We start from the raw sequence: 17421 nt of genomic DNA on the forward strand, positions 1-17421 counted from the left end.
GAGGGGGCTAGCCAAGCCCAGCGGAAGACCTTTTGGTTAATCAGGCATTTCCCAACATGACGCGTAGCACAAGGCCCACCCATAATGGCCCGAATCCTGATTGCTGATGATGACGAACTGATCGCTGAACTGGCGAGTGAAGCCTTGATCGATGCTGGCCATGCCTGTGGCTGGGTGACCTGCGCGGCGGAGGCATGGAGTTGCCTGCAGCGCAAGCGGCCTGACATCCTTCTGCTTGACCAGTCGATGCCCGGCGAATCTGGCATGACCTTGCTACGGCGCCTGCGCCGATCGTCTGAATTCTACGATCTACCCGTCATCATGTTCACTGCAATGAGCGGCGACCAGGACGCATTTCAGGCGATTTATGCAGGCGCACAGGACTTTATCAGCAAACCCTTCGAACCCCTTGATTTGGCCCGGCGCGTCGGGCGGATCGTCAAGCTGCGCGGTGACCGCCCTCGCCACGTTGACCTGAAGTGCGCGGTGGGATTGACGCCAACGCGGGCTGCGATTTCAGTCGGTGTAGCCCGGCGCCTGCTTTAAGCCGTGGCAGTGGCCGCGGCTGCCCGGGGCCCGCCCTGCGCCATCAGCAATCCGCGCCCGATGACCTGCGCCTGGATCTCGGCTGCGCCTTCGAAGATATTGAGAATCCTTGCATCGCATAGCACGCGGCTGATCGGGTATTCGAGCGCGTAGCCATTACCGCCATGGATCTGCAGCCCGTTGTCGGCGGCGCTCCACGCGACACGCGCTGCGAGCAGCTTGGCCATCCCGGCCTCAATATCGCAGCGGGCACCGCAGTCCTTGGCGCGGGCCGCAGCATAGGTCAGTTCGCGCGCCATCACGATTTCCGCCGCCATCAGCGCCAGCTTGTCCGCCACCCGCGCAAAGGTCACGAGCGCCTGTCCGAATTGCTGACGCCCCAGCGCGTAATCCAGCGCGAGATCAAACGCGTTCCAGGCCACGCCAATCGCGCGGGCGGCGGTCTGGATACGCGCGCCTTCGAAGGTGCGCATCAATTGCTTGAACCCCTGCCCCTCCTCACCGCCGAGCAAGCCTTCTGCTGCCACGCCGAAGCCATCCAGCCCCAACGCATATTCCTTCATGCCGCGATAACCGAGCACAGCAATCTCGCTTCCGTCGATCCCGGCGTCGGGGAACGGGTTGTCATCTGTGCCGCGCGTTTTTTCCGCGAGCAGCATCGAAAGGCCCGCATAGCCCGGCACCGCCGGATCGGTGCGCACCAGCATCGTCATCAGGTCGGCGCGGGCGGCGTGGGTGATCCAGGTCTTTGCGCCGGTCACCTGCCAGCGGCCATCGGCCTGCCGCTGGGCACGGGTGCGCACGGCGGCGAGGTCTGATCCGGTATCAGGCTCGGTAAAAACGGCGGTGGGCAGGCACGAGCCATCGGCAATGCGCGGCAGAAACCGCGCCTGTTGCGCGGCAGTGCCATTCTCTGCGATCAATTCGCCCGCGATTTCCGATCGGGTGCCCAGGGAGCCTGCGCAGATCCAGCCCCGCGACAGTTCTTCCGAAACCACCGCCATGGCCAGCTTGCCCAGCCCCAGCCCGCCATGTTCTTCGGGGATGCACACACCAAAAACGCCGAGCGCGGCCATATCGGCAATCACCGCGTCCGGGATCAGCGCGTCGTCCAGATGCCACTGGTGTGCATGGGGCGTGATCGCATCAGCCGTGAACGCGCGCAGAGACTCACGCACCTGATCGAGCGCGTCATCGCCCAGTGCCTCGGACGGCCGTACGCCTTCGGCCAGCAGCGCAGCAAATGCGGCGCGGGTTTCGGTTGAATTGCCATGCGCCAGCATCCGGGCGACTGCGGGATGGGCGGCAAAAATGCGGGCTTCCGCCTCGGTGCCGAACGCGGACGGGCGCACGATCTCGCTGGCGCTCATCGGCAGACCGCCAGCGATCTGCGCGCAGTATTCGCCAAAACCGATCCGCAGCGCCAGTTCCTCCGCCACGCCAAACCGCCCAGTAGCCTCGGCCCGCACCGCCCAATCGAGCGTAGCGTCCAAGGCGGCAACGCTGGCTGCGATCCAGGCAAATCCGTGAACCCGGTGCTGCTCACGCGCCAGCAAGGCCGGATCCATCGCGCCGCACGGCGCTGCCACTTCGGCCACGCGCGCCTGCACACATTCGGAATATGCGTGCGCCGCCATGAGGCTCGCACGCGCTGTCTGAATCCATTCGTTCATGGCATGGGTGCTAGCAGAGGCAGTGGGCGCAGGCGAACCCGCAAAGTGATGGGGTATCGCCGGAGGAAACCGAGTGCCATGTGCAATTGTTGCTTTCCGGCAACAATAACGCGGCGACAGTGATTTCAGCACCTGTCTATACGCATAATAACCACTTACTACGAATTCGCCGTCTCGTAATACTTGGGACGCACCAGTTGGAAGCTGGCGCAGATTTGATCAACGGGGCGGACAGGTAACGGGCATCAGACCCGGCCACCCGATCTCGCGCAGGAAGGACCGTAAGGGAGCCGCTGGGGCAGGAGCAATCGCTCCACGGTGGCGGCTCATCGGACGACGACAGTAGGGTATTGCAATGCCAAGCAGCATTGCAAGCCCCGCTCCGGTCACACCCATGCGAGGTCACATCATGCGAATTACGAAGCTCTCTCTCCATTCGTCGTCGCTTCCCGCCATCGCCGCTGCTCTCCTTGTTGCAGGCTTTGCTCCTGCGCAGGCCGCCGCGCAAGACAGCGTGGCAGAAGACGATCCAGCCGCTGCGCCAGGCCAGGCCATTGTTGTTACCGGATCGCGCATTGCGCTGGATTCGGCATTGGAGGCGGCAAGCCCGATCACAGTGGTCGATGCCGAAGCAATCCAGCTCAACGGGCAGGCCGATATCGCCACGCTGCTACGCAATATTCCGGCTTTACAGGGCTCACTACCCGGCACCGACTCGGTCAACCAGGCCGCCGATGGTGACAGTTCCGATCTTGGGCTCAGCCTGCTCAATCTGCGTAATCTGGGGGCGGTGCGCACGTTGACGCTGGTAGATGGCCGGCGACACGTGCCTGGAACGGGTGGATCGGCTGCGGTCGATATCAACCACATTCCCCAAGCGCGCATCAAAAGCGTTGAAGTGCTGACCGGCGGCGCCTCGTCGATCTATGGTGCAGACGCCGTGACCGGCGTGGTCAACTTCACCTTGCGCAGCGGCCGAGATTTTGATGGCCTCGAATATAATTTCCAGGGCGGTGTGTCCGATAAGGGCGATGCTGAAAGCTTCCGTGGCTCGCTCGCACTTGGCGGCGAATTTTCCGACGGGCGCGGCAGTGCGGTCTTCTCGGTCGAATACCGCAAACAGACGTCGCTGATCGCGGCCGATCGCGATTTCGCCGGGGTTGGCTTTTCCACCCTGAGCGCGGCAAGCCAGGCCACTCTGGACGCGCTTGGATTCACGCAAGCGCAGCTTGGCCTGCCTGCTGGCGAAATCCCGGCGAACGCATTCGTGCCCAATTACACCCTGCCGATCTCCTCGGCGCTCGGCATTATTGCGATTGATCGCTCTGCATTCATTGCAGGCCGAAATTCGGCCCGCGCCGGGGTGACACCACTTATTGCAGGAACCAACATCCCGACCGCGCAGGTGCTCGACAATGGTGTGCTCAGGGCCTTCGATCCCGGACTGTCGGTGGGTGGCTTCGATTCCTCTGGCGGGGACGGTATCGGTGCCAACCCGCTTGGCCTGATCCTGCCGGAGCTGGATCAGGTGGTCGTCAGCGCAGGGGCCGATTACGAAATTACGCCAAATGTAAGGGCCTTTGTCGAAGGCACCTTCGCGTTCACGTCAGGCAAGGATCAGGCTGGAATTCCATTTACTGATGAAATCCCGATCCAGCCTGACAACCCCTTTATCCCGGCAGCGTTACAAGCGCAGATCAATCAGCTTGAGGGGCTTGGCATAGGCACCGGGATCAATCTGCAGCGCGACGTTCTCGATATCGATGTCCAGCCTTTTGAGGAAACCGAACGCACAACCTGGCGCATCGTTGGCGGCCTGAAGGGCGAGATTCCGAGTTTGGGTTGGGACTGGGAAGTGTCCTACAATTACGGCCGCACCGAAGTGGAATCGACGTTTCTGAACACCCGGATCGAAGACCGGTAATATTACGGCATTGATGCTGTGGCGTTGACGCCGGGCAACATCGCGGGCTTCGCGCCTTCAGGAAGCGTGAATGCGATCCGCAATGGTCAGGATGTTTCGATCAACGCCGGGTCAGCCCAATTGGGAGACATTATTTGCCGGTCCTCACTCGACGGATCGGCCCCCGGTGTTTCGCCCTTCCCGGAACCGCCGACAAACGCTGACGGCACCGGCCGGGCGCTGACATTCACGCCAGGCGATGGACAATGCGCACCGATCAACATCTTCGGCCAGAATTCCATCACCGGCGCGGGCGCTGACTTTGCGTTTCTCGATATTATCGATTCGACCGTTCTGACGCAGCAGCAATTCCTCGCGACGCTGTCGGGTGACACGGCGTCCTTTTTCGAACTGCCAGGCGGTCCGATCGGCTTTGCGACCGGTTTCGAATATCGCCGTGACACCAGCCAGTTTGCGCCGTCGACGCTCAGATATGCGCCTGGCATCACCGCAGGTGCGATCAGCGGCGGGCCCACCTTGCCTTCGCCTGACCCCACGTTCCAGGACCCGTCGGTCGAGGTCTATGAAGGGTACGCCGAAGTCCGTGCTCCGATCCTCGCCGACATGCGCTTCGTTGATCTGCTTGAAGTGCAAGGTGCAATCCGTTTTTCCGATTACAACACCATCGGCAAGACAACAGCATGGTCGGTCGGTGGCCGGTACAAACCGATTGACAGCTTGACCTTGCGCGGAACCTATTCTGTTGCGGTGCGTGCCCCCAACTTGGCAGAACTGTTCGGTCCGCTTTCGCCAGCCACGCTCGGCTTGACGGCCGACCCGTGTGCCGAGGTGAACATCGGTGCAGGCAGCGCATTTCGTCAGACGAATTGCCAGGCATTGGTGGGCGCGAACTTCGATCCGACCAATTTCGCATCTGCGTTCCGACCCGGCACCAGCGGTGGCAACCCGAACCTGTCCGAAGAAGAAGCCGAGACCTTCACGGCCGGCTTTGTATTCCAACCGTCCGGCTTCCTACGCGGCCTGACATTGGTTGCCGATTACTATGATATCTCCATCACTGGCGCGATCGGATCGCTCACCGGCGCACAGATTGCTGCGGCCTGTGTCGACTTGCCAACCACCGACAATCAGTTCTGCGACGCGATCGATCGTGACCCGGGCAATGGAGTGATCAGCTTTTTCCGATCGGGCCAGATTAACCTCGGGGCCCTGAATGTTCGCGGGATCGACTTTGCAGCGACCTACACGTTCGACGTGGCGGATGTCATCGGCAGCGATCTGGGGGCAATCGATCTGTCGGTCACCGGTACCCGGTTTCTTGAGGATGAGCAGATTTTCGATGCCACGGCCGAAACACTGATCTCGTCAATCGACGATCCGCTCGAACAGAAAAGAGCAAGGATCGCCAACAACATCACAAACGATCAACTCGGCACGCTCGGCAATCCGGAATGGATCGCAAACTTTGGCATCACCTGGCGGAACGACAAGCTCACACTGGGCTGGAATGGCCGATTTGAAAGCAGCCAGCTGTCGTTTGGCATCGACAATATCGAAGTGGTGAGCGTTGATATTGAAGGCAACAGCGTTGTGGTGAATGAGGACAATTCCTTTATCGCTCGGCCTCAACGGGACACCGGCAGTTCGCTCATAAGCGACTTCTTCGGCAGTTACGAAGTCAGCGACAGGTTCGGGATTTACGGCGGCATCAACAATGCCTTCGACCGGGAACCCTATCTCGCTGACCTCGTCCGTCCGATCGGCGTGCGCGGCCGGTACTTCTATCTGGGAGTTCGCGGGTCGTTCTGACCCGCCAGCCTGACCAAAACCACATATGGGCGGGGGCACTGCGGCGCTCCCGCCCGTTTCTTGTCAATCGTATGTGCCCAGCAATCCGCGCGCGACCACCCAGTTGTGGATCTCGCTTGGCCCGTCATAGATGCGCATGGTGCGCAGCTTGTTGCTCATCAGGTAAAGCGGCAATTCGCGGGTCATTCCCATCCCGCCAAACAACTGCATGGCATGGTCGACAATGGTGTAGGCCTCCTCGATGCAGAAGCTCTTGATCATCGAGATTTCGCTGCGGGTGTCGCGGCCTTCGTCGATCTTCCAGGCGCAATCATAGGTCATCAGGCGCATCGCGTGGATCTTGGTCGCGGCATCGCTGACCCAGTTCTGCACGGTCTGGCGCGATGACAGGGGCTTACCGAAAGTGGTGCGCTGCGGGGCATAATCGATCATCATGTCCAGCGCACGCTGCGCCATGCCGATCGCCCATGATGCCATCTCGATGCGCCGGGTGCCCAGCCGCACTTGCATCGGCGCAAAGCCCTGCCCCCGCGTGCCGAGCAGCTTCCACCCTGGCACGCGGCAATCGTCGAGCGCGATTTCATAGGTCGCGGTGCCATCGATCATCGGGATCTTGCGCAGCACGTTGAAGCCGGGCGTATCGCGGTCCACCAAGAAGGCCGACATGCCGTTGCGCCCGTTGGGGTTCTTGTCGGTGACGGCCATCAGAATCGTGAAATGCGCCTGATCCCCTTTAGTGATCCAGATCTTGCGGCCATTGATGATCCAGTCATCGCCATCCTGCACGGCAGACGTTTTCATCAATTGCGGGTCGGCGCCGGCGCCGGGTTCCGATATGCCGATCGCCGAAATCGTCTCCCCGCGCACATAGGGTTCGAGATAGGCGACGCGCTGGCGTTCATCGGCGGCCACCATCAGCATCCGCAGATTGGGCGAATCAGGCGGCAGGTAATAGGGCACAACGCAGCGGCCCAACTCCTCGTTCACGCCCACCATCGCCACCATCGGCAGGTTCATGCCGCCGACTTCCTCGGGCGCATCAAGGCCCCACAGGCCCAGTTCACGGCTGACCGCATCGACGCGGTCGGTTTCCTCGGCGTTGAGATAGGTGCCCTGACCAGCCGTTTCGCGCGCCATGACCGTCGCTTCAAGCGGCATCAGCTGATCGCGCACGAAGTTGGCGACCAGATCCTTGAGCATGACGTGTTCGTGGCTGAGCTCGAAATTCATCCGTGTGTCCCTGTCTTGCGCTTTGCGTTTCGTTAGCGTCCCTGACACCACACAATACGCAGGCTGTCACCCGCGGGATTTGCGAGCGCGCGAATTCGCAGGCCATCCAGCGCCTCGCAACCGGTAATCGCAGCGTCAGGGCAATTGGACACATTACGCGCAGGCGTGCTTGACACCGATCCGCATCACCCATAGTTGCTTGATTATACATCTGCGCATGTGTGCAGATATGAAAACACCGTTGCCGAGGAGGTGCCAATGCCGAGCCGGGTGATCGTATCGCGCGAACTCGCCGAATTTCTGAAATTGCTGGCGCACGGCGATCGTTTGCGTCTGATTGAGGAATTGTGGCGTGGTGAAAAGGACGTGACCAGCTTGGCGTCCGCACTGAACCTGCCCGCGACCCGTGTTTCGCAGCATCTAGCGTTGCTGCGCGCGCAGCGTCTGGTCGAGGAGCGCCGCGATGGCCGTTCCCACTTCTATCGCCTTGCCCGCCCCCAGTTGGCCGAATGGATTTTGGGCGCGCTGCCCTTCGTCGATATTCGCACCCGGCTGGAAGACGTGGACCACATCGAAGCCGCACGCGCCCTGTGGAGCGCGTCGGAAGCCAGTTTAAAGCACTGAAAGGAATACCCCAGATGCCCCATTTCGCTCACGGTGTGGTCAAGTTCCAGCGCGACATTTTTCCTGGCAAAGCCGAATTGTTCGAAAAGCTGAGCACCGGCCAAAGCCCCGAAGCCCTGTTCATCACCTGCTCTGACAGCCGGATTGAAACCGCGATGCTGACCCAGACCGATCCGGGCGAGCTGTTCATTTGCCGCAACGCGGGCAACATCGTGCCCCCGCACACCAACCAGACCGGCGGCATGACCGCATCAATTGAATTCGCGATCGGCGCGCTCAAGATCCCGCATATCGTGATCTGCGGCCATACCGAATGCGGTGCGATGAAGGGAGCGATGGACCGTGCGGCGCTGACCACGCTGCCGCACGTGCGCGAATGGCTCGGCTATTCGCAAGGTGCAGTCGATATCGTCGAAGCGTTGGGCAGCGAACTGGATGATGCTGGGAAAATGCGGATGTTGCTCGAACAGAACGTCATCCTGCAATTGCAGCATCTCAAGACCCACCCGACCGTTGCCGTCGCGCTCGCACAGAAAACGGTGCAGCTGCACGGTTGGGTCTATGACATCAAGACCGGCGAAGTGTCCGCCTATGACGAGGACACCGGCACCTGGATTTCGGTTGAGGAACGTTACGCAGGCGAACTCATCGAAATCATGGGCGATCAGCACGCCAGCTGACCCCGCACAGCACCTCTCCCTCTCGTGACTTGAAAGTGCCGCACGCCATGCTCGCTCGCCCAACTGATAAAGTAACCTCAGCCGTGATCGGACGCGACTTTCTCGCGTCGATCGTGGTCTTCCTTGTGGCACTGCCGCTATGCATGGGGGTCGCCATTGCGTCAGGCGCGCCGCCTGCGCTGGGGCTGATCACCGGGATCGTTGGCGGGTTGGTCGTGGGCGCCATTGCAGGTTCGCCCTTGCAGGTCAGTGGCCCTGCGGCGGGCATGGCCGTGCTGGTCTACCAATTGGTGCAGGAGCACGGGCTTATCATGCTCGGCGTGGTCGGGCTGATTGCCGGTGCGCTGCAACTGCTCGCCGGGGTGTTCAAGCTGGGGCAGTGGTTTCGGGCAATCTCGCCTTCGGTAATTCACGGAATGCTGGCGGGCATCGGGGTGCTGATTTTCGCCTCGCAGCTTCATGTGATGCTGGATGACGCGCCGCGCGCAAGCGGCCTTGCCAATATCGCAGCTATTCCCGAAGCCTTCATGAAGATCTTTCCGGTCGATGGCTCCGTTCACCATCTGGCGGCGATGGCCGGCATCATCACGATCATCGCGATTGTGCTGTGGAACCAGTTCAAGCCGAAAAAGCTGGCCCTTTTGCCGGGCCCCCTGCTCGGCGTGATCATCGGGACAATCTTTGCCATCATCTTTGCGCTGCCGATCACGCTGGTAGAGCTGCCGGCGAACCTCGCCAGCGGGCTGAACATCCCCACCGGTGACGCGCTGGCCGGTTTTACCAATCCCGATATCCTGACGCTGGGCGTGGTGTTTGCGTTTGTCGCCAGCGCGGAAACGCTGCTGTGCGCCACCGCCATCGACAAGATGCACATCGGTACCCGCACCGATTACGATAAGGAGCTTCGCGCACAAGGGATCGGCAACCTGATATGCGGTGGCCTCGGCGCCCTGCCGATGACCGGCGTGATCGTGCGGTCGGCCGCCAATGTCGAAGCGGGCGCGACGACACGCTTCTCGGCCATTGCGCATGGTGGCTGGCTGCTGCTGGCGGTGGTCGCCTTCCCCTTCGTGCTCAACGAAATCCCCACCTCAGTGCTGGCCGCGATTCTGGTCTACACCGGCTACAAGCTGGTCAACGTGGCACAGATCCGCAAGATTGCAGAATTTGGCCGGCAGGAACTGGCGATCTATTTCGTCACGCTGATCGGCGTTGTTGCGATTGACCTTCTGACCGGGGTGATCCTGGGCTTCGCGTTGGCGACGTTGAAGCTGGTTTACACCTTCTCGCACCTCGAAATCCGGCGCGAACATGATGCGACCACCAACCGGGTCGACCTGTGGATGAAGGGTTCGGCCACGTTCTTCTCGATCCCGCAAATGGGCAAGGCGCTGGAAAGCTCGCCTTTCGGATCGGAAGTGCATATCCATGTCGAGGCGCTTGATTACATCGACCACGCCTGTCTCGAGATGCTGTCATCGTGGGAGAAGCTGCACCAGAGCACCGGCGGCGCGTTGATCGTCGAATGGCACGAACTGGTGGAACGCTATGGCCGCCGCTCGGTCGATCCGAGCAAAACCGAAATCCCTGGCCTCATGGTTCGCCCCGCCGCCTGATCGCCGGGTCGCGGCCTGCCATCGGGAGATGAACTGCCAGTATACGGCGTGGCTTTCCCCTCGCATCGCCTGACTTGAAACCGCGCTTGGGTCAGCGCATGACAGGCGCGGGAGACGGGGGAACACGCATCATGACCACGCCTGGGTTGCGGATTGGGGCGGCGATTGCGCTGCTCGGCGGGTTGGCGGACACGCCGGCGATCGCAGCGCAGGACACTGTGGCTGAGCGAGGCGCGAGCGACGCGACCCGCGCCGTCCAAATTACCACCGCGGCGCGGCTCCCTGGTGAAGGTACACGCGATGGCACCTTTGCCACCCGCGGCTGGCTAGGCACCAGCGCCGATCCGGTGATCCGGAACGCGGCCGGCACGCCGGTCTGGAACCTCGACGCCTATGCCTTTGTCAGCGGGCCGGCGCCCGACACTGTCAATCCCAGCCTGTGGCGGCATATGACCCATCTGAAGCACCACGGGCTTTATCAGGTCACGGATAATGTGTGGCAGGTGCGCGGGTTCGATCTGGCGAACATGACGATCATTCGGGGCCAGACCGGCTGGATCGTGATCGACCCGCTGACCAGCATCGAAACCGCACAGGCCGCCATGGCGCTGGTCAACGCGACCTTGGGGCAGCGTCCGGTCAACGCGGTGATCTATTCCCACAGCCATGCCGATCACTTTGGCGGCGTGCGCGGTGTCGTCGACGCGGGCGATGCGGCGGCAGGCCGCGTTGCGGTAATCGCGCCTGCGGGCTTCATGGAAGAAGCCACATCAGAAAACGTCATGGCCGGCGGCGCGATGTTACGGCGCGCAGCCTACCAGTTCGCCACGGAAATGACGCCGGGGCCGGAAGGGCAAATGGGCAGCGGGATCGGCATGGCGGTTTCGGCCGGCACGCTGTCTTTGATTGCGCCCAACGTCACCATCGCCGCCACGGGCGAGACACGGGAGGTAGACGGCGTTCCGCTCGAATTTCAGATCGTTTCGGGCAGCGAGGCGCCGGCGGAATTCAATGTCTTCATCGCAGCCGAAAAAACCTTCCTCGCTGCCGAAATCGGCACCTGCACGCTGCACAACATCCTCACCCCGCGCGGCGCCAAGGTGCGCGATGCGCGGGCCTGGGCACATTTCCTCGATGAAGCCGCGACCCTTTATGCGCCCCGAAGCGACACCGTGATCTCCAGCCACTGCTGGCCGATCTTCGGGCGCGAGGAAGGCATGGCGTGGCTGAGCGCACAGCGCGACAATTACCGTTGGCTCCATGATCAGACGGTACGACGGATGAATCGCGGCGAGACAATGCACGAAATCGCAGAAAGCCTCGAAGCATCCATCCCGCAGTCGCTGACGGCTGAGTGGTCGACCCACGGTTATTACGGCACCGTCAGCCACAATGTGAAGGCGATCTACCAGTTCTATCTCGGCTGGTATGATGCGGTTCCGGCAAATCTCCACGCCCACCCACCGGTCGAACGGGCGACGCGATTAATTGCCGCGCTTGGCGGGCCAGAGCGCACGCGCGCGTTGGCCGAAAGCGCAATGGCAGCCGGGGATTATCGTTGGGCATCCGACCTGCTCCAGAACCTCGTCTTCGCCGCGCCCGATAATGCGGCGGCCAAGGCGATGCTGGCAGCCAGTTACCGGCAGCAGGGCTATCAGGCCGAAAGCGCAATCTGGCGCAACCAGTTCCTCGCGGCGGCGAATGACCTTGCGCAAGGTCGCCCGCCCATGAATGCCGCGCAAAGCACCGATCTGATTGCCGCGCTGGCGACGCAGGAATTGCTCGATTCCGCCGCGACCCGCTACGCCCCGGAACGCTTCACAGGCCGCCGCCTGACAGTCGCCATCGAACTGACCGATCGCAAGGAGAACGCGATGATCGAAGTGGGTGGCCCCGTGATGATCGGCCGCGTCGGAGCTTTGCCTCCTGCCCCCGATGTTACCATTCGCGGGCCCCGTGCACTGTTGCTGGGCCTGATGTTCCTCAAGCAACCCGTCACTGCGATGCAGAGCGCAGGTCTCGAGATCGAAGGCGATGCGGCGGCCCTTCAGGCGGTGATCGACGCGCTTGATCCGCTGCCGCAGGGCTTTGACATCGTCACGCCTTGAGGTTTGGGCAACCTGCCGCGAAGGATCGGACGTGTTCACACGTTGGTCAGGGGCGGCATGGCGCATTGTCCTGCCGTGCGACCGGATCAGGACGTGATGCCATGCATGTGACACCCATTTGCGCGATCAGCCGATGACGGCGGCCAGCATCGCGATGAACCGTTTTGGCTATGGCCTGCTCGCAGGCGATAGCCCGCCGGCTGACCCGCGCCGCTATCTGCTTCGGCAGTTTGATGCCTTCGATCCCGCCCCCGCCGCCATCACTGCACGGGTCAACACCCGCGCCAAGACGGGCGAGACGCTGGAACTGCTGCGCCGGTTGCGGCAGGACGCCAAGGCGCTCGCCGCCATGGAGCAAGCCGACGCACCAGCGATGGCCGATGCCATGCGTAGCGATAATCCCCGCGCCGCCGCCCTTGCCGGCCTACCGCCCGAATATCGGGAAAAGCTGATCGACGCGCGCCGGGTGCTTGTCGGTGATATTGCGGTGCGTGTGAACATCGCTCTGACCAGCCGCACACCGATGATAGAACGGCTGGTGCATTTCTGGTCTAACCATTTCAGCGTTTCCGTGGGCAAGCCCGGCACCCAGTTCGAAGCCGGTCCGCACGAATTCACCGCCATCCGCCCGCATGTGCTGGGCCGCTTTTCCGACATGCTGAAGGCCGCAGTGCTGCACCCGGCGATGCTGATCTATCTCGACGAGTTCCAATCGATCGGCCCCAATGCGCCGTTTTCGCAGCGGCGTGCGCGGCGCGGTGGCGGCAATCCGCAGCGCCCACGTGGGCTGAACGAGAACCTCGCGCGCGAGGTGCTGGAATTGCACACGCTGGGTGTTGGCGGTGGCTACGCCCAAGCCGACGTGACCGAGCTGGCTCGTGCGCTCACTGGCTGGACGGTGCCGGGGGTCGGCCGGGTGGGCCGCTTTGCCGATGAACAGCCCAGCGGCGCTGCCTTTGTCGCCTTGGTGCACGAACCGGGTCCGCGTCAGGTGCTGGGGCGCACCTACGCGGCAGGACAGGCCGGACAAGCCCTCGCGATCCTTGACGATCTGGCGACGCACCCGGCGACCGCGCGCCATATCGCCACCAAACTCGCCCGTCACTTTACCGGCGACACGCCCCCGCCCGCGCTGGTTGCGCGGCTGGAGGCCGATTTCCTCACAACCGGCGGCGATCTGGCAAGCCTCACCCGCACTCTGATCGAGGCACCTGAGCCGTGGGTAAAAGGGCCGGTGAAGTTTCGCACGCCCTTTGAATGGCTTGTAGCGGCATTGCGCCTGACCGGCACCACAACGCTGCCGCCGCAGCGCATTGTCGGCGCGCTGACGGAACTGGGGCAGGCCCCGTGGCGTGCACCCTCGCCCGCTGGGTATGACGATTTCGCCGCCAGCTGGGCCGGGCCGGACGCGCTCATTCGCAGGGTGGATCTTGCCGAACGCATTGCCCGCAACGTCCCGCCAGACGGTGTGATCGCACGCGCCGAGACGGCTTTTCCCGGCGCGCTTAGTGAGCCGACGCTGACGCAACTGAGACGCGCCGAAAGCGGCCACCAGGCGCTTGCGCTGCTGCTGGTGTCACCTGAAATGATGCGGAGATGAACGCCATGACCTCTCTTGACCGCCGCTCGTTGCTGACCGGATCACTTGTGCTGGGCGCAGGCAGCCTCGCCCTTCCCCGCATCGCCTTTGCGCAAGGTACAGGCGACCGCAATCTGCTGTTCGTGCTGCTGCGCGGCGCGGCGGACGGCATGGCGATGCTCGCACCCGTCGGTGATCCGGGCTTCGCGGCTTTGCGCGGTGCAAGCCTTGCCGATTACGATGGCGCGCCACGGATCGGCAGTTTCTTTGCGGTCCACCCGGCTCTCGCTCAGATCGCCATGGCGGCGGAGGCGGGCGAGGCTTTGTTCGTCCACGCCGCCGCGACCGCTTACCGCGAACGCTCGCACTTCGACGGACAAAACCTGATCGAGAGCGGTGGGACGGCCCCCTATGCCACAAAGGACGGCTGGCTCAATCGCCTGGCCGGGCTGATGAACGAGGGCACGCCTGAACCGCTGCGGGCGCTCGCCATTGCGCAGGCGGTGCCGCTGGCTCTGCGCGGGGCTGCGCCGGTTTCGAACTATGCCCCGTCCGCCCTGCCGCAGGCGAGTGAGGGTTTGCTGGCCCGCGTGAGCCAGCTTTATCGTGCAGACAGCGAGCTTGGCCCGCTATGGGCGCGCGCGCTGGAGACCAAGGCAATGGCCGGTGATGATGGCCTCAACAACCTGCGCGATGCGAGCGCGGCGGGGGAGCTTACCGCATCACTGATGCGCGGTTCTGGCGGGGCGCGGATTGGGATGATCGAAATGGGCGGGTGGGACACCCATGCCAACCAGCGCGGCGCCTTCGCTCGCTCGGCCCGCCAGCTTGATGCGCTGCTTGCGGCCTACAAGGCGGGCATGGGCGCAGGCTGGGCCGATACGATGGTGGTGGTTGCGACGGAATTCGGGCGCACCGCAAGATTGAACGGCACGGGCGGGACCGACCACGGCACGGCCTCTGCCGCGCTGGTGGTGGGCGGCGCGGTGCGCGGCGGACGGGTGATTGCCGACTGGCCGGGCCTTTCGAGAAACCAGCTTTACGAAGGCCGCGACCTTGCGCCCACCATCGCGCTGGAAAGCGTGCTGGCAGGCGCGGTGGCCGAGCATCTGCGGCTGGACCAGGCACGCGCCATGGCGCGGCTGTTCCCGGGCCGCAACGCAGCGCCGCTATCGGGAATCGTGACCGCCTAGAACGAACACTCCGCGCTGAGCGCACCATCGTCGCGGGCAATTGCGCTGACCTCGAGCGTGAATGCACTTTGCGAGGTGAAGGTCAGAGCGCCTCCGGTCGTGCCGAGGCAGGCCTGTGTGAGCACCATCTCGCGCCAGCCCTTCCCTTCGGCCACGGAGAGCCCCTGCGTGATGTCGAGCGGCTTGCCGCCCGCCGTCAGCATGACCGGTGCTGCGGGACGGGCATTGACCTGATAGGTGATCCGCCAGGCCGCATCGCTTTGCGGCCCCGTCAACGTCAGCTTCGCGCCCGGCGCAAATACAATCCGGCGTGCATCTTCCTGCGCCTTGCGATCAAGGCCGGTGGCCGTGATGCCGTTGCCCGCGCCGCGCAAGTCCGGAAGCAGCGCGTTATCCGCCACGGCCTGCACCTGCATCCCGAGCTTGCCGCTGGCAAACCACGCTGCGCCCGCATCCACGGTAAGCGCCGGGCATGTCTCGTCGAGCAGCGCGAAAGGCGCTGCGGCACCCAGATCGAGACCATAGCCGAGCGGAAAAAGCCCGCCGTCCGGACCGTTCAGCGGCGCGCCATCGCACCCGGCGGGCCAGCTGAAGGACAGCCGCCCGGTCGCTGCGCGCGCGCCGAACAGCACGTCAGCCACGCCAGCCCCTTCGCTGCCCGGAAGCCAAGCGGCGACAAAGGCATCGGCAGCGTTCAATTCGCGATTGACCCACATGGGCCGGCCCGAAAGGAACACCGCAACGGTCGGGATACCACGCGCCCGGTAGGCCCTGAGCAGAGTCAGCCCTTCTTCGTCGCGGAAGGCCAGATCCTTCCGGTCGCCCACAAATTCGGCGTAAGGTTCTTCGCCGAAGACCACGATGGCGGCGTCAGGCGTCTCGCCTGCATCTTCGCCGGTCGCCAGTACCGCTTCGCCGCCGGCAGCTTTGGCAGCAGCCACGATGCCCGCATAGATCGAAGTTGCGCCGGGGAAGTCCGCTGCGGTCAGATCGCCGCCGCCCTGCCATGTCACCGACCAACCGCCCGCTTGCTGCGGGATATTGTCGGCTGCGGCGCCCGCCACCTCGATCCGCGCACCGGCCTTCAGCGGCAACACGCCGGTATTCTTGAGCAGCACCTGCGACTTGGCCACCGCCTCACGCGCGATGGCGCGGTGTTCTGCCGAGCCGAGCATGTCCCACTTGCCGCCCAACGCGCGGGCCGAGGGCTTCACCTCACCATCGAAAATGCCGAGGCTTGCCTTCAGGCGCAGTACCCGCAGCACCGCTTCGTCCAGCCGCGCCAGCGGGATCGTGCCGTCCCTCACCTGGCTGACCAGGCTGGCGTGCAACGCCTTCCAGTCCTCGGGCACCATGAAGACATCAAGACCTGCCAGCAGTGCGGGCGCGCAATCGGCGTTGGTGCACCCCTCCACCTGGCCGTGGCCGTTCCAGTCACCCACCACCAAACCGCCAAAGCCCAGATTGCCGCGCAGCTCGCCTGTCAGCAGCGGGCCGTTGCCGTGCATCTTGGTGCCGTTGATCGAATTGAAGCTGGCCATCACGCTGGCAACGCCTGCACCTATGGCGGCCGGATAGGGCGCGGCATGGATCGCCATCAGCGACGCCAGATCACCGTTGACATCGCCCTGATCGACGCCCTGCGCTGTGCCACCATCGCCAAAGAAATGCTTTGCCGTGGCCGCGACCTTGCCTGTCCCCAGGAACCCCGGCTCGTCCGGACAGCCTTGCAGCCCTTCGACCATGGCAGCGCCCAGGCGGCTGACCAGTGCGGGGTCTTCGGAATAGCTTTCATACGTGCGGCCCCAACGGTCATCGCGCGCCACCGCGATGGTGGGCGCAAAGGTCCAGTCGATCCCGGTTACTTCGATTTCAACCGCCGTGGCCGCGCCGATGCGGCGGATCAGATCGGCATCGCCCGTCGCGCCCAGGGCAATATTGTGCGGGAAAACAGTCGCGCCGATGACATTGGCATGGCCGTGCACGGCATCGGTGGCCCAAACGGCAGGGATCGCCGGCTCGCCATTGGGCAGCGGCGCGGTGGACGCTTCCCAATATTCGTCCGCAAGCTTCAGCCAATCCGATGCCGGAGCTTTGTCGTCACCATAGGGGCCGGAATTGCCACCGTTGAGGATCGTGCCAAAGCGATATTCGCGCACGTCAGCGGGGGTGATGGACCCGATATCAGGCATCACAATCTGCGCAACCTTGCGTTCAAGGCTCATGCGCGCAAGCAGGGCTTCGGGCGACGACGCGTCCATCGCTGCGGTGATACCCTCGCTTGCCGACCTGACCTGCGGCGCGGCGCTGCATCCTGCCAAAAGCGCAGCTAGAGCAGCCCCGCACGCCAACTGCCCAAACCCGTATCGTGCCATCCCGCCAGTCCCTCCCAAGACCGAAAACATACTTGTGAACGTTATCAAACTATGCCGCCGCACA

General features: G+C 63.3%; 12 protein-coding genes. 9 read left to right on the forward strand and 3 right to left on the reverse strand.

Annotated elements, in window-relative coordinates:
• Window positions 1–84: 84 nt before the first annotated feature.
• Entirely contained in the window at window positions 85–546 is a 462-nt protein-coding gene (locus ACRANW_RS12435) for a response regulator (RefSeq protein ID WP_479432085.1), read from the forward strand.
• Here ACRANW_RS12435 and ACRANW_RS12440 read toward each other — a convergent pair.
• Entirely contained in the window at window positions 543–2183 is a 1641-nt protein-coding gene (locus ACRANW_RS12440; RefSeq protein WP_479432086.1) for an acyl-CoA dehydrogenase family protein, read from the reverse strand. The two genes, ACRANW_RS12435 and ACRANW_RS12440, sit on opposite strands and share 4 nt — an antisense overlap.
• 445 nt (window positions 2184–2628) lie before the next feature.
• On the opposite strand from ACRANW_RS12440, the gene ACRANW_RS12445 reads away from it, so the two are divergent.
• Complete coding sequence (locus ACRANW_RS12445) at window positions 2629–4143, forward strand: TonB-dependent receptor plug domain-containing protein (RefSeq protein ID WP_479432087.1); 1515 nt, start codon at window positions 2629–2631, stop codon at window positions 4141–4143.
• Window positions 4144–4161: 18 nt separating this feature from the next.
• A complete protein-coding gene (locus ACRANW_RS12450; RefSeq protein ID WP_479432088.1) occupies window positions 4162–5952 on the forward strand; it encodes a TonB-dependent receptor domain-containing protein in 1791 nt (596 codons plus the stop codon).
• Between the two features lie 63 nt (window positions 5953–6015).
• Here the strand turns inward: ACRANW_RS12450 and ACRANW_RS12455 are convergent, their stop codons facing one another.
• A complete protein-coding gene (locus ACRANW_RS12455; protein WP_479432089.1) occupies window positions 6016–7182 on the reverse strand; it encodes an acyl-CoA dehydrogenase family protein in 1167 nt (388 codons plus the stop codon).
• Window positions 7183–7440: 258 nt separating this feature from the next.
• Between ACRANW_RS12455 and ACRANW_RS12460 the strand changes: the two genes are divergently transcribed.
• From ACRANW_RS12460 to ACRANW_RS12485, 6 genes are all read left to right on the forward strand, one after another.
• On the forward strand, window positions 7441–7806 hold the full coding sequence (locus tag ACRANW_RS12460) for an ArsR/SmtB family transcription factor (RefSeq protein ID WP_479432090.1): 366 nt from the start codon (window positions 7441–7443) through the stop codon (window positions 7804–7806).
• Between the two features lie 14 nt (window positions 7807–7820).
• Window positions 7821–8486, forward strand: coding sequence for a carbonic anhydrase (locus tag ACRANW_RS12465; RefSeq protein WP_479432091.1), 666 nt, complete (start codon window positions 7821–7823; stop codon window positions 8484–8486).
• An 83-nt stretch (window positions 8487–8569) separates the two neighbouring features.
• Window positions 8570–10102: a SulP family inorganic anion transporter gene (locus ACRANW_RS12470; protein WP_479432092.1), complete on the forward strand. Its 1533-nt coding sequence runs from the start codon at window positions 8570–8572 to the stop codon at window positions 10100–10102.
• 131 nt (window positions 10103–10233) lie between these two features.
• Window positions 10234–12210: an alkyl/aryl-sulfatase gene (locus tag ACRANW_RS12475; RefSeq protein ID WP_479432093.1), complete on the forward strand. Its 1977-nt coding sequence runs from the start codon at window positions 10234–10236 to the stop codon at window positions 12208–12210.
• Between the two features lie 154 nt (window positions 12211–12364).
• The gene (locus ACRANW_RS12480; RefSeq protein ID WP_479432094.1) at window positions 12365–13810 is read left to right on the forward strand and encodes a DUF1800 domain-containing protein; all 1446 of its coding nucleotides are present in this window, start codon (window positions 12365–12367) and stop codon (window positions 13808–13810) included.
• Window positions 13811–13815: 5 nt separating this feature from the next.
• Complete coding sequence (locus ACRANW_RS12485) at window positions 13816–14982, forward strand: DUF1501 domain-containing protein (RefSeq protein ID WP_479432095.1); 1167 nt, start codon at window positions 13816–13818, stop codon at window positions 14980–14982.
• Here the strand turns inward: ACRANW_RS12485 and ACRANW_RS12490 are convergent.
• Window positions 14979–17357, reverse strand: coding sequence for a glycoside hydrolase family 3 protein (locus tag ACRANW_RS12490; protein WP_479432096.1), 2379 nt, complete (start codon window positions 17355–17357; stop codon window positions 14979–14981). The genes ACRANW_RS12485 and ACRANW_RS12490 overlap by 4 nt on opposite strands.
• Window positions 17358–17421: the final 64 nt, after the last annotated feature.

The organism is Erythrobacter sp. 'gip.4 top 5' (genome assembly GCF_056495765.1).

Coding starts and splice junctions, on each gene's coding strand:
- ACRANW_RS12465 (WP_479432091.1), top strand. CDS start 7,821: ATGCCCCATTTCGCTCACGGTGTGGTCAAGTTCCAGCGCGACATTTTT.
- ACRANW_RS12480 (WP_479432094.1), top strand. CDS start 12,365: ATGAACCGTTTTGGCTATGGCCTGCTCGCAGGCGATAGCCCGCCGGCT.
- ACRANW_RS12490 (WP_479432096.1), bottom strand. CDS start 17,357: ATGGCACGATACGGGTTTGGGCAGTTGGCGTGCGGGGCTGCTCTAGCT.
- ACRANW_RS12445 (WP_479432087.1), top strand. CDS start 2,629: ATGCGAATTACGAAGCTCTCTCTCCATTCGTCGTCGCTTCCCGCCATC.
- ACRANW_RS12460 (WP_479432090.1), top strand. CDS start 7,441: ATGCCGAGCCGGGTGATCGTATCGCGCGAACTCGCCGAATTTCTGAAA.
- ACRANW_RS12435 (WP_479432085.1), top strand. CDS start 85: ATGGCCCGAATCCTGATTGCTGATGATGACGAACTGATCGCTGAACTG.
- ACRANW_RS12485 (WP_479432095.1), top strand. CDS start 13,816: ATGACCTCTCTTGACCGCCGCTCGTTGCTGACCGGATCACTTGTGCTG.
- ACRANW_RS12455 (WP_479432089.1), bottom strand. CDS start 7,182: ATGAATTTCGAGCTCAGCCACGAACACGTCATGCTCAAGGATCTGGTC.
- ACRANW_RS12440 (WP_479432086.1), bottom strand. CDS start 2,183: ATGGCGGCGCACGCATATTCCGAATGTGTGCAGGCGCGCGTGGCCGAA.
- ACRANW_RS12475 (WP_479432093.1), top strand. CDS start 10,234: ATGACCACGCCTGGGTTGCGGATTGGGGCGGCGATTGCGCTGCTCGGC.